The sequence below is a fragment of the Streptomyces sp. ISL-100 genome, from assembly GCF_018614615.1.
Classification (GTDB): Bacteria; Actinomycetota; Actinomycetes; order Streptomycetales; family Streptomycetaceae; genus Streptomyces.
This window is the reverse complement of the sequence record NZ_JAGGOK010000003.1, coordinates 39,029-51,046: the sequence shown is the minus strand read 5'-3', so window position 1 is coordinate 51,046 and position 12,018 is coordinate 39,029. Positions and strand designations below refer to the sequence as shown.

At 70.2% G+C, this 12,018-nt stretch carries 11 protein-coding genes; 2 read left to right on the top strand and 9 right to left on the bottom strand.

Features of this window, described 5'->3' with window-relative positions; genetic code table 11:
• The first annotated feature begins 2 nt into the window (after positions 1–2).
• Positions 3–971: a thiopeptide-type bacteriocin biosynthesis protein gene (locus J7E89_RS01430; protein ID WP_308315291.1), complete on the top strand. Its 969-nt coding sequence runs from the start codon at positions 3–5 to the stop codon at positions 969–971.
• 500 nt (positions 972–1,471) lie between these two features.
• The gene (locus tag J7E89_RS01425) at positions 1,472–1,822 is read left to right on the top strand and encodes a hypothetical protein (protein WP_214967240.1); all 351 of its coding nucleotides are present in this window, start codon (positions 1,472–1,474) and stop codon (positions 1,820–1,822) included.
• Here J7E89_RS01425 and mobF read toward each other — a convergent pair.
• The 9 genes from mobF to J7E89_RS01380 form a co-directional block, all read right to left on the bottom strand.
• Entirely contained in the window at positions 1,801–6,234 is a 4,434-nt protein-coding gene (gene mobF / locus J7E89_RS01420; protein ID WP_251059944.1) for a MobF family relaxase, read from the bottom strand. The genes J7E89_RS01425 and mobF overlap by 22 nt on opposite strands.
• Positions 6,235–6,887: 653 nt before the next feature.
• The gene (locus tag J7E89_RS01415; RefSeq protein ID WP_214967237.1) at positions 6,888–7,064 is read right to left on the bottom strand and encodes a hypothetical protein; all 177 of its coding nucleotides are present in this window, start codon (positions 7,062–7,064) and stop codon (positions 6,888–6,890) included.
• Between the two features lie 3 nt (positions 7,065–7,067).
• A complete protein-coding gene (locus J7E89_RS01410) occupies positions 7,068–7,718 on the bottom strand; it encodes a hypothetical protein (protein ID WP_308315290.1) in 651 nt (216 codons plus the stop codon).
• Positions 7,719–7,762: 44 nt separating this feature from the next.
• Positions 7,763–8,041: a DUF6211 family protein gene (locus J7E89_RS01405; protein WP_214967232.1), complete on the bottom strand. Its 279-nt coding sequence runs from the start codon at positions 8,039–8,041 to the stop codon at positions 7,763–7,765.
• A 199-nt stretch (positions 8,042–8,240) separates the two neighbouring features.
• Positions 8,241–8,849: a DUF6349 family protein gene (locus J7E89_RS01400; protein ID WP_214967229.1), complete on the bottom strand. Its 609-nt coding sequence runs from the start codon at positions 8,847–8,849 to the stop codon at positions 8,241–8,243.
• The gene (locus tag J7E89_RS01395; RefSeq protein WP_214967228.1) at positions 8,846–9,244 is read right to left on the bottom strand and encodes a DUF6181 family protein; all 399 of its coding nucleotides are present in this window, start codon (positions 9,242–9,244) and stop codon (positions 8,846–8,848) included. Before J7E89_RS01395 ends, J7E89_RS01400 begins: the two co-directional genes overlap by 4 nt.
• A 44-nt stretch (positions 9,245–9,288) precedes the next feature.
• Positions 9,289–9,714: a DUF6197 family protein gene (locus tag J7E89_RS41710; RefSeq protein ID WP_214967226.1), complete on the bottom strand. Its 426-nt coding sequence runs from the start codon at positions 9,712–9,714 to the stop codon at positions 9,289–9,291.
• 62 nt (positions 9,715–9,776) lie between these two features.
• Complete coding sequence (locus J7E89_RS01385; protein WP_214967223.1) at positions 9,777–10,427, bottom strand: hypothetical protein; 651 nt, start codon at positions 10,425–10,427, stop codon at positions 9,777–9,779.
• 74 nt (positions 10,428–10,501) lie between these two features.
• Positions 10,502–11,896 carry a DUF3560 domain-containing protein gene (locus tag J7E89_RS01380; protein WP_214967221.1) on the bottom strand — a complete coding sequence of 465 codons (1,395 nt, stop codon included), beginning with the start codon at positions 11,894–11,896 and terminating at the stop codon, positions 10,502–10,504.
• Between the last annotated feature and the right edge of the window lie 122 nt (positions 11,897–12,018).

Genomic DNA, 12,018 nt, shown 5'->3' with positions numbered 1-12,018 from the left:
TCTTGACGGAGCCGACCTCGATCCAGCGCGCGGTCTCCGCTGCCCTCACCGGCCTGCCGATCCCCGAGGTCGCAGCCCAGTACGCGATGGAACCGACGATCCTGTCCGACGCCGTGGCGGTCTACGACCAAGCCGGCCGGGAGGCCCTGGCCCGCCACGCCGCCGCCACCGACTGGTGGCAGGTGTACCTCCACTTCACCGACTGGACGAACGCCGACACCACCTTCACCACGCACGTGCTCCCCGTGCTTCGGGAGGCAGAGGCTGCGGGGCTCATGGGCGGCTGGTGGTACACCCGCAAGCACCCGTGCTGGCGCCTGCGCCTTCGTCTACAGCCCGAGGCCGGAACCAAACTGACCCTCGGCGACGGCTTCGACCGTCTCGTCTCCGACGGGCATCTGCAACGGTGGTGGCCGGGGATCTACGAGCCGGAGACCGCAGCGTTCGGGGGCACGGTCAGCATGACGGCCGCGCACGCGCTGTTCGTCACCGACAGCCGAGAGGCGCAGCAACTAAGGCAGCGCGGGGACCTAGCCGTGGGACCGCGGGAGCTGTCCGTTCTCCTCTGCACGATCATGATGCGCGCCGCGGGCCTGGAGTGGTACGAGCAAGGGGACGTGTGGCACCGCGTCATCACGGAAGAGCACCGATCGGCCGTCAGCGACGTCCCGGCAGACCGGCTCGACGCCCGCGCGCAGGAGATCCGGCCGCTGCTCTTCGCCGACAGTGATGTCCTGCTGCGCCCCGGCGGGCTGTTGGAACCCGTCGCCGAGTGGGCCGCCGCCTTCCGCAGCACGGGGCAGGAACTCCGCCGTGCCGTACAGGACGGGACGCTCGACCGGGGGCTGAGGCAGGTGCTCAGCTATCACGTGATCTTTCACTGGAACCGGCTTGGGCTGTCCATGCGGGGACAGAGCGTCTTGGCCTGGGCAGCGAGGGCGGCAATCCTGCACCAGGAAAGCGGGACATAGGTCGGCCGCGAGCCGTGTGAACCGCAGGGGGCCACTAGCTGGAGGCCCAGGCGAAGCGACCCATAGTCGTGCGAGATAGGACTTGCCATGACCGTTCCATCGCGGCACAAGCAATGGGTGAGCCTCGGATTGCTGTTCGGGGGACACCCACAGAGCTTCGAGCTCCCGCCGCCCGTCTCTGGGCCTCCGCCCACCACCCAGGTAACCGCCGATGAGCGGGAGGCCACGGAGGTGATGCGTGCGGCCGGCTACGAGCCGAAGGGGCCTTACCCCGGTGCCCGATCGATGCCTTGGCCGAGCGAGTGCACCGACTGCGGGGCGTCCCGTAAACCCTCGCTCCAGGACATCGAGCGCGGTGTCCGGTGCAAGCATGTCCGGCGCAGGCCCGCCGCCTCCGGCGCATGAGGCGGGCCCGTACACCCGAGGTGTACCAGTTGTTTCAGTGCAAGTTGTGCCCGAACAAGGGGACAGACCGGGAGATCCGAGGTGTCGGCGCGCGGATGGCTGCATATCGGGTGTGCAGCTCGTGTGACTTCTGGCTGATGTGCCTGGGGTACGCGATGCTCGGCGACCAAGACCCGGACGGCCGTCGTGCCCTTCGGATCGACGGCGTCCATTACCTGTCCTGGACCGAGGAGCAGGGGTTCCCGCCGGAGATCGGCTACGCAGGGGGCGGGGAAAACCGCTACGTCCTGCTGGACGATCCGACAGGCACTGTGCACGTGACACGCCGGCTCTGGCTCATGGGCACCATCCCCGACGTGTTCCGCGTCCGGATGCCTGACAACGCGGCCTTCGCTCCGCCGACCGAGGCAGTTTCAGGCACCTTCTACACGGGCGGTGCGTCCTGAGCGCTGTCCGGCGGTGGGCCGGGCTGTGTGTAGTCCATCGCGGTTCGGTTGGCGTACGAGGACTCGGGGGTCGGAGATGACGGTGCTACGGACTCATCGGCTTCGACGTGCTGACCCCCGCGCTGGGCTCGCAGGCTCGCCTCCTTCTGAAGGCCGGACACTCGATGGTCCGCGCCGCGAGCAGTGCTGCGAGCCTTGATGGCCTCGGCCCGAAGCTGCCTGGCTGCCTCGTTGTCCTTGGCCTTGGCCCGCCGAAGCAGCGCGGCCTTCTCCTGTTGAGGCATGCCCGCTTCCGTAAGCACAGCTTCGTGTTCACTGACGGGTCCGGCCTGCCCGGCAACTTCCTGGAGCCGCGTATTCATCTGCTCCAGCTCCTGTCCGGTCTCCTCACGGGTACGAAGTAGTGCCTTGCGGTCCGCCTCAACCGCAGCACGCTCGTCGCCGCGGAGCGCCGAGCGCCCGAAACGGCCCGTCGCGGCCAGCTGCTGTTCGAGATCTTCGATACCGGCCTGCGTGCCGTTCAGTCGGGCGGTGCGTTCAGCGATCGTGCCGTCCAGCGCTCGGACTTCGCGAATGGCCACGGCCCGTTCGGCAACGTCCTGATGACGGCGTTGGAGCGCGAGCGAGTTGGGGCCTGATCCGGCAGCAGCCTCCCGTTCGGCACGATCGGCGGCGGCCTCCGCCTTCTCGGCCGCCGTGCCGGTGGCGCGCGCTGCCGTGACCGCCTTGCGCGCGGCGTCGCGCAGGGCTGAATTACTGAGGTGGGCGTACGGACGCTCAGCCGTCGGCGCGGCTTCAGGAGGAGTGGTCAGCTCCTCGTGGCGCCCGGCCGTGGCGGGAGTAGATCGGGCCTCGGGCTCTGCGGCTTCTCCGGGGGCGTCCGCATCATGCAGTTCTCCCGCACCAGGGCCGCGCGGGATCGGCAGATCCTCTACGGCCTGGCGGACGTGGGCGGGGACCGCGTTCTTCGGGAGTTCGGTGAGGATCATGCGCTCCTCGGTGCCGTTCTCGATCTCGCGGATGAGGCCCGCGACAGCACGGTCAAGCTGCTCCTGCTCGGTGACTGCGTCGCCGCTGCGGGCGCGGTCGGCGTCGGTCTCGTAGACCGAGAGCGGCAGGAAGAGGTGGGACTCCTTCTTGTCGCGGCTCATCATCGTGTAGAGCGCGTTCGCCTGGGCTCCGGGGCCGTAGACCAAGGCCTCTTGGACGCTGAGCCCCTGCGACTTGTGGCCAGTGATCGCGTATCCGAGGCTGAGTCCGCCCTGCGCGATGTAGTCGGCGTCAACCCATTCGGCAACGTCACGGTGGCCGTCGGCGGTCTTCTCGCGCCACTCGACCAGCACCCGGCGTTCCTCGTCCACGGCGCGCACGATTCCGCGGTAGCCGTTCAGGACGTCTTCGCTCGCGCCTCGGCTCTTCTTCCCCCGGTAGTCGTTGATCCGAAGGAGGACCTGGTCACCGACGGACAGGGTCAGCTCGCCACCGCCGGGCAGCGCGTAGACGTGCTCGGGACCGGTGAGGTCGCCGTTCTCCTTCCGCAGGGCGCGGGCCCCGACGTTCAGTTCCTCCACGATCTCGTTGGTCGCGGCGAGCATGAGGAGCTGCTGCACGGCGGTGTGGTCGTCGGTGTGCGCGGCGCGCTTGTCGGCCCAGATGGTGAGCATCGCCGCGAGGGTGGCGTCCCTGTCCGCGAGGGCGTGCACGCGGCCGGTTCCGGCGAAGGTACGGAGGGCTTCCACGCGATTGTCGTCGCGCCACAGCTCCAGGGCCCGGCGCTCGACCATGTCCTTCTGCCGGAAGTTCTCGTTGAGGCTGAGTCCGCCGACGATGTGGTGCACGGCGGCGAAACTGCCGCCGATGCCGGGCGAGTGGAGTTGCTTGGGGTCACCGATGCCGACGACCTTCGTGCCGGTTTCCGCGGCGTGGGTGAGGAGTTCGGCGATGTCGCGGTCATCGCACATCGCGGCTTCGTCCACGACCAACACGTCCACGCCGGTGAGGCCGGGGCCACCGGCACGGATGCCGGTGAGCCACGACGCGAGGGTGCGGGACTCGATGCCCGCCTCGGCCCGCAAGTTCGCGGCGGCGACGGCGGCTGTACTCGCGCCGGCGATGACGAGACCGTGGGCCTCCCACGCCTGCCGGGCGGTGTCCATGATCGTGGTCTTGCCCGATCCCGCGATGCCCACCACGGCGTCGATTCCGTGCCCGGCCGTAAGCAGCCGTTCGAGGACGGCACGCTGTTCGTCGGAGAACGCGAAGGTGCCACCGTGCTGGGCCTCGACGGTGGACAAGGTCATGTCGACCGTGTCGTTGCTGACGACGGCGGCCTGAGTGCCGAGCCGGTTCGTTGCCTCGGAGACGATCAGAGCTTCCGCCGCCACGACATCCGCCGTGGTGTACCGGTCGGCGTGCGTGAAGTGCTGGGCACCCTTCGGGTTGAGCTGGACCGCGTACCCGACGTGCCGGAGGACGGAAGCGGTGAGCTGTTCGGCTTCCGCAGCGTCCGCGACGCCGTACGGGAGGGCGTCCAGCACGGCGGCGATGGCGGCGGCGTGGGTGAACTCCTTGGAGTGGCTGGTCAGGCCGGTCTTGGGGTCGAAGACCTGGGCGCACAGCTCGTCCAGAGACGGGTTCTGGTCCGCTCGGTCCTGCTCCATCGCGCTGGCTGCGATGGCGTCGGGGTCGTCACCGGCAGCGCGGCCTTCGGCCTGCCAGTAGGCGCGCAGTACGTCGTCCTCGACTCCGGCGGCCTCGCCGTTCTTCGCCGCCTTGGACGCGGTGGAGGCGGCGGTGCGCTCCCGGGTCGTGGCGCTGTCGTAGTCGATGCCGAGTTTCGTCAGCAGGTCCCGGACCTGGCTGTCGCGCTTGCTGAAGAGCTTGATGGTGGACTCGGGGATCGCTGCGATCTCCCACGCGCCGGTCCGCTCCTCTCGGCGGAAGCTGATGCCGAACGTGTCGGTCAGCTCCCGGCGGATGCGGGCGTTCATAAGGGACTGGGTCGCGCGGGTGTGCCGGTGGAGGTCGCGGCCCCCGCTGGCCATCGTGGACCACTTGCCGTCGTTGCCCTTGACCATGTTGGCCAGGGTGAAGTGCAGGTGGAAGTGGGGGTCACCGTACGGGGCGCCGTCCACAGGGCGGGCGGCGCGGTGGACCATCATCCAGCCGGAGAACCCGCTCGTCGTCACGGTCTCCGCTTCGTCGCCGTCGCCGTGGTGACCGCGCATGGCGTACGCCGTCCACCGTTCCAGGGCGCCGATGGACTCCCGGCCGGCGGCCGTGTAGATGCCCTCGACCTGGGCGGCGATCTCCTCGGGCGCGTAGGCGAGGAAAGCGGACTGCGACTTCGCCAAGTCCAAGGTGACGTCGGCACCGAAGTTGCCGACCTGCACGCGGCCTTCGAGGAGAGCGGCCTTGATCTCCTCGGCGTCCCACACGTCCTCGGGCGCGAGTCCCGCTGCCTTGGCCATCGCGACGGCTTCACGCACGTCCATCGGTAGATCCCGAAGACGACGTGCACCTTCGCCCTCGGTCTGGACGTACCGGCGTTTCATGGACGCGGCGTCGAACAGGTCGGCGGGCTGCTGTCCGGTCTCGGTGGCGCGGACCTCGACCGCGCGCAGGAGCGCACGGGCGTCCAAGTGGCCGCCCGCCTCGGCGGCCACGGCCTTCTCCACCACGTCCTCGCCGTAGAGGTCGACGGCGTCGATGCCGACGGCGTCGGCGAGCTTCAGCACCGTCGAGACGGGGACGCGGTGCGACTCCCCGAACCGCTTGAGCTGGCTCTCCATCCGGCGGAAGGCGTCCTGCTTACGCTTGGAGTCCAGCAGCGAGGCGGGGTTCACGCTGCGTTCGGCGGCGGCGCGGCGGATGGCGCGGGCCAGTGGGGCGGCGGGGAGCTTGGCGGCCGGCGCGATGGCCAGCTTGGGTTCCACGAGGGTCTGCCCGGCCCGGGGGTCTTCGCCGTGCATGAGGCGCCGGGCGGCCGGGAACTGCTCGGGGGCGAGGACGCTGCCGGGGGTGATGTCGAACTCGGTGAGACCGTTTCCGATCCAGACCAGGGGGCGTTCGCTGGCGTCCAGGTGGTAGTCCACCTGTCCGTCGGCGGGCCGTGGGGGAAGGGCCTGTTCGCCGTAGAGGTCGCGGGCGTCGAGCCCGGCTGCGGCGGCGACTTCGACGGCGTCGAACCCGGTGAACCGCGCCGTGCCCTTGCTGCGGAGGAGTCCGCGGGCGCGGAAGAAGGCGCGCTTGGCCTCGCGGTTGGCGAGAAGGGAGGCGACGGGGGCACCGGCGGCTTCGGCCTTGGCCTCGATGGCGGCGACGAGAGGGGCCGCGTCGACCGCTACGGACTTCCCGCATCCGTGGCCGCCGGTAAGGCGGTACTCAACCTGCTCGTCGGACGGGCCGATCATGGTCACCCACCCCATCGGCCCGCTCACCCCCCGCTCTCATCCGGTCAGATTCGGTCGTCTTGGCTGATTGTATCGTCACGAAGTGACGATACCTTGGTCCTCTAAATTCAAGATCATGATCAACGAGAGGGGATCTCGGGCACTCGGATCGGCCTCGTCGTTCCTCCGGATCAGGCTCCTGGAGCCTGATGTCCTGTTGGACTGTTACCTCTGCGAGAGGTGCGCGGGATGGAGTGCCGTACGCGCTGAGGCGGTACGGCACTCCGACGTCGCTGCGGTACCTACGCGCCGCTGAGTCGTTGGTCCGCGCATGGAGCGGACCCCGAGTCCGGCGGCTCCTCGCCCGTTCGCCGAGTTGTCGGCCCCGTGCTGGATGGCCTCGGACTCCCCGGCGTACGGGCGCGACGCTGAGGGCCGGTTCGGGCCGGGACGTGAGACTCCGCCCCTGCACCCGAGCGATCGGCCGGAGGGCAAAACGGGCTCCCAGCCGGCGGAGGGCTCGTAGCCTCTGATCCGTCGCCTGCTGTCGCGTCGAGCGGTCTTGGTTGGGCCCTGCCCCGACCCGCCAGTGCCTGGTGACATGACGAAGGTCCCCGCTCCGACCTGGAGCGGGGACCTTCGTCATGTTCGCCGTGTGGCTTCTCGGCCGACAGCTATGTGTTCAGGGGCCATTCGCCGAACGGCACCGGTGCCTGACCATGGGCTTGGCGCACGGCTTCCTCCGTGCCGCACGTGGTGCAGATGAAGACATCGCGGTCGGCGGTCAGCCGGGAACGCGCGGGTCGTTCACCAAGCGGGCCGCCGCAGCGCGGGCAGCGGGTGTCGGGCACGGGTCACTCCTCGGGGTGCTCGCGGGCGGACTTGAGGATCAGATTCCAGGTCGGGCGGGAGTAGGTCTTTTCCGTCTGCCCCTGGAGAGCGGGGATCAGATCGGCGTTCTTCGCCCCGGGGTTGGCCGCGATGGCCTGCCGGGCGAGGGTCAGCCGCTCGTCTCCCTGGTAGGGGTAGGCCAGTCCGCGGCGGCCGGTAGGCCGTCCGCCGGCGTGCCCGCGGCCCTTGCGGTCCGCGAGGTACTGCCACAGCCTCCAGCGCTTCCACTTCGGCCGGTCCCGGGTCGGAAGCTTGTCCCAGTCGTCGGGGTCGGGCCACCCTTCGGGCGGGTTCTTGACGTAGTGGGAGACGGTGGCGGAGTCGGCGAACCCGCAGACCTTCGCGGCTTCGGCCGGGCCGACCATCTCTTCGGGGTCACCGTCGAGCTTCGGCGGGTTGGTGGTGTTCGCGGCGGCGCGCTGCCGCTGAAGCTCGTGGTGCCACGTCGCCCATTCGTCGCCGTCCCAGTGCATGACGCCGTCAATGGTCTTCGCGGGCGGGTGCCCGTTGTTCTCCCGGTCGGTCCAGAGGTTCTGAAGCGTGGGCTCACTGATGCCGTGAACCTTGCGCAGGCCCGCGCGTGAGTAGAGCGTGCGGCCGGTCTTGGGGGACACGGTCGCCTCCTGTTCTTGGTCGGGGTCGTGCCCGCTCGGCGCGGTCACTGGATGTCGTCCGGGTCCGGGGCCGGCGCCCACGTACGGCTGCCCGCCGGTTCGAGCCGGGTGAGGGTGGCTATGTCGGCCAGGGGGACGGCGGCGGCCCAGTCGGCACGGTCGGGGTGGTCGACGGGGAGGTTGAGCACGAGGTGTCGGCCTGTCGGGGGGAAGTCCTCGACGATGACGAAGGTGTCGGCGGGGTCGGCTCCGATGCTGTTACCCCTCGTGAGCTGGGCGGTGTCGCCGGGCTGGGGACAGTCGGGGTGTCGGTCACATAGCATGGTGAGGTTCTTTCTGGTGAGAGAACACTGACGGCCAGCGCCTTGTTGCCCTTGTGCGCTGGCCGTCGTCTGTTGTCTGGGTGCGTGGCGTCCTGTGGGACGCGCGGCCGGTCGGAGGTTGCCCGCTCCGCTGACGGCGGAGTAATTAAACCACCTTTGGGTTGAGCGGGTGGCGCCCTGCTCCGGAGGACGGCGGCCATCAGAAGAGGGCGTCCTGATCGGCGGGGTGTCGGGCCCGGTCGCGCGGCGGCCGGGTGACACGGAGTTCGTAGCGGGGGCGTCCCGCGTGCGGCGGAGCGTGGGCTTCGCGGCGGTACCGGCGCCAGGCCACGACGGGGGCGCCCTGGTTCACCCATCCCGCCGGGTACTGGGAGATGAGCTGAGCCCAGCGGCTTCGGCTCTGCGGAACGACCCATCTGTCCTCGACCTTGGTGATGGGCGGCAGTGTCTGCCAGCCGGGGAACGCGTGGTCGTGGGCGTCCTCCACTGCCTCGTTGTCACCGTCGCCGAACCCGTCGCCGGAGTGCACGGGGCCTTCCCACTCGCACGCGAGACACCCGCCCCGAAATTCCTGCTCGTCTCCCCGGCGGCCGGTCGGCCGGCTGCGGGAGAGAAGGGTTGGGGTGTGGTGTGCGGGCGGGTCCAGGTCGTGGCCGAGGTCGCAGTACGCGCCGCCGGGGTGTCCGGGCTGGATGTGCCACGCCTGATCGGCGCTCTCGGGGCGGTGGCGTGTCCGCGCGTTGCGCACTCGCCAGTAGTACGTCTGCCGTGCCCGTGCTCCGTTCGGCTCGGCGACGGTGGCGGTCACGACTTCCTGCTTCCGGCGGCGAGCACTTCGCGGAGTGGGTCAGCGAGCACGGCCTGTTCGTCGGGGGCGTCGAGGAACCGGGGCCCGTACGCGCGGCGTACCGCGCGGCGGGCGTCCCGGTGGCGGTCGAGCTCCGGGTAGTACGGCGACCGGTCGAGCACGTCATAGCCGTGCTGGGTGAGCACGTCGGCGATGAGCGACCGGACCCGTACGGGGTCGAGGGCGGAGAGTTCGGTTTCTCCTGGGGCCGCGAGGAGTACGCGGATCAGCTCGGTCGCGCTGAGCCGGGGGTGGAGGGGAACGCTGAGTCGGTGGACGCCGTCCCGGCTGGGGGTGGCGGCTCCTCGGCGGCTCGGCGTCCTGGTGGTGCTGCGGTCTTCTGTCGTCTCGTCCATCGTGCTGGCCTTCGTTGACTCGGGGTGCTGGCGGGCGGCGGGGGTCAGAACAGGGCGTGTTCGGCGCGGGCGGCGGCGGTACGAAACGCGCGGGCGGCGTCGGCGGCGGTGCGGCCGGGCTCGGCGCTCCACCGGTCGATGACCTCTCGGTGCCGGGCCTTGGCGGCGGGGTCGTCGGTGTCGACGGGGTGACCTGTGAGGGTTTCCGCGAGGATGGCGAACGCCTGGTCGCGGGCGCGGTCGATGCGGTCCCAGTCGTACGTCCGGCCGGCGGCTCCCCGCCCGTGGCCGGCGGCGACTTGAAGGGCGCCGCGCGGCCAGCACGGCAACGTGGCCGTACGGCCGGGACCGGCGAACAGACGCGGTCCCTGGTGGAAGCCGACGTGTTCGATGTGGCGAGCGGCCCATTCCAGGATCGCGGCCGGGGTGTCCACGATGACGATGCTCTCGGGGGTGTGGCGGGTCGGCACGGTGCTGTCCTTCGGGGGTGCGGGGGGCGGCGGCGCGCTGCCGCCGCCCCTCGGTCGGGCTGCTAGTGGTAGGCGGGGATCAACCGGCGGACCTCGTCCTCTCCGATGCACCCGCCCTTGTGACGGCGCGCGCTCGGCGGCTCCCCGTTGCGCCCGCGCAAGTGCGACCAGAACTTCGGGCCTTCCCAGTCACACAGTTGGCAGCAGAGGTACCAGTGGTTATCGCTGCCGGGGAACCCGGTGAGGACTGCCCGCCAGTGGTGGGCCGCGAGTCCCGCGAACGCGATCTGCGCGCCCTCGGTGTTGCGATCGTTGACCGGCATCCGCGGGTGGAGGAGGGGCACCGGCCCGCACAACGGCGTGGGGGCCTCGGCGAGCACCTGATCCAGGGGAACCGAACCAATCCGACCGGCGGCGTACTCCTCCGCGAGATGGGCGGCGGCCATGTCGGTGCCGGGTGTCCCCTTGGGCGGGCGGCGGAGGTTGCGTTCGCCCTCGGTGGTGAGGACGAGCCAGTCTCGGTGCCACCTGTATGCGCGGCCGATGACCTGGTCTTCGCCCACGATCACGGGGTATCGGCACTGGATGTCGGGGGAACCGACGCGGTACGTCGGGATGGTGGTGGTGCTGGCGGTCGCGGGGACGATGAGCCTGCCCGCCCCGGTGTCGGGAACGGTGACGGTCGCGGGTCGTTCGAGGAGTTGCGTGGTCATGGTGGTGCCCTGTTCTGGTGAGAGAGGGGCCCGCCTCCGGCGGGCTCGGCCGCCGGAGGCGGGCGGGGACGTGGTTACGCGGCCTCGGCGGGGGCCTGCGCGGCGGGGGTCCACTCGCGGCGCGCGGTGACGCCCAAGTCCGACAGGACCGCGTCGAGACTCCCGTTGTCCGGCGTCCATTCCCAGTCGGCACCTTCGACGCCGGGCCGGTCGGTCCAGGTGAGCATGTACGAGCGGCCGGAGGTGCGACGGTCACCGCACACGGCCTGCGCCTCGCGGCGGGTCATCGCCCACAAGGCGCGCTTGCGGGAGCGGCGGGAGTTCTTCGAGGCGATCAGCACCAGCGCCATGCCGTCCTGCCAGCTCATGCCTGCCGCGGGGGCCGCCACGGATGTCGGCTTCTCCGCCGGTACCGGCTCCACGGTCGGCGTGGACTGCTCGGCCTGCTCCTGCTGTTCGGCGGCCTCAGCCTGGGGCGGCGGCTGCATCTCGTCGGCGCTCTTGCGCCCCGATACGTCGTCGTAGGGAGCGGTCCAGGTCCAGTCATCGTGCCGGTTGCCGGTGGCGCGGACGATGCGCTTGCCGGTGCCGTTGTGGATGTGCGGGATGGTCACCGACTTCGGGTTGACCCGCAGGACCTCGTACCAGGTGCCTCGGTAGAGAACGAAGTCTCCGCGGGTGAAGTCGGTCTTCGACCAGACCTTGAAGCCTTCGGCCTCGGCGTCCTTGATGACCTGCTCCCAGTGCGCAATCTCCTCGGTCAGCTCCTGGTGCTCGATCTCCAGCTCCGGGTCTGCCGGGCTCCGGGAAAAGCCCTTGGCTGATTCGCCGCGCTGCCACTTCTCGACCGCGCGGAGGTCGGCCCGCAGCTTGTCGAGACGGCGGAGCGTGCGGCCGGGGTTCTTCTTGAACTGCTGGTAGTTCGCGGCGGCTTGCGCGCGGCCGGTCCAGTGGTCGGCGCGGTCGCTCTCACCGATGCTCTTGCGCATCGAGTCGTCCATCCGCGCGTGATCACGGCGGGCCCGGCCCTCGGAGTGGTGTCCACGGAGGATCGGTTGCCCCCCGGCGAACCGCTCGGATATCTCGTGGCTCTTCTTCCACGCAGACTCGGAGCTCCGGGCGGCGCTGGCGGCGTACCCGCCGAACCGCTCCGCCCGGCCTTCCGCCTTCTCCTCCCGGTCCTCCTCGGCCTCGCCGAAGCTCCGGCGGTCGGCGTTGTCGATGGTCAGCGTGACCTCAAAGTCCGCGTCTCGGAGTCGCTGTGCGAGGAGTTCGAGGGAGGGGGTGTAGGTGGCGTGGTCGCGGCTGTGGGGGAGGTACCAGCAGTCAAGGTTTCGGCTCCAGCGGAAGGGCTGGCGCTGGGTGCGGCCGTACTCGCGGAGTCGCAGAATCTCGGCTGATCCGTCGCCCCGGCTGGTCCCCTCGATCAGGGTTCCTTCTCGGCGGGTGTGGGTGATCTCGATAGTCACTGAACTGGTCTTTCGTGGTGAGAGTTTGTGGTCCGTCCGCAGGGCGGACCGTGCGTTGGCAGCGGCGCTGCACCACCGGCGCGGGCCGTGAGGGACGATCGGCTCGCGGGTCGTCGCGCCTG

Excerpts from the sequence above, each read along its gene's own strand:
- J7E89_RS01395 (WP_214967228.1), bottom strand. The coding sequence starts at position 9,244 with ATGGACGAGACGACAGAAGACCGCAGCACCACCAGGACGCCGAGCCGC.
- mobF (WP_251059944.1), bottom strand. The coding sequence starts at position 6,234 with ATGATCGGCCCGTCCGACGAGCAGGTTGAGTACCGCCTTACCGGCGGC.
- J7E89_RS01405 (WP_214967232.1), bottom strand. The coding sequence starts at position 8,041 with ATGCTATGTGACCGACACCCCGACTGTCCCCAGCCCGGCGACACCGCC.
- J7E89_RS01425 (WP_214967240.1), top strand. The coding sequence starts at position 1,472 with ATGGCTGCATATCGGGTGTGCAGCTCGTGTGACTTCTGGCTGATGTGC.
- J7E89_RS01385 (WP_214967223.1), bottom strand. The coding sequence starts at position 10,427 with ATGACCACGCAACTCCTCGAACGACCCGCGACCGTCACCGTTCCCGAC.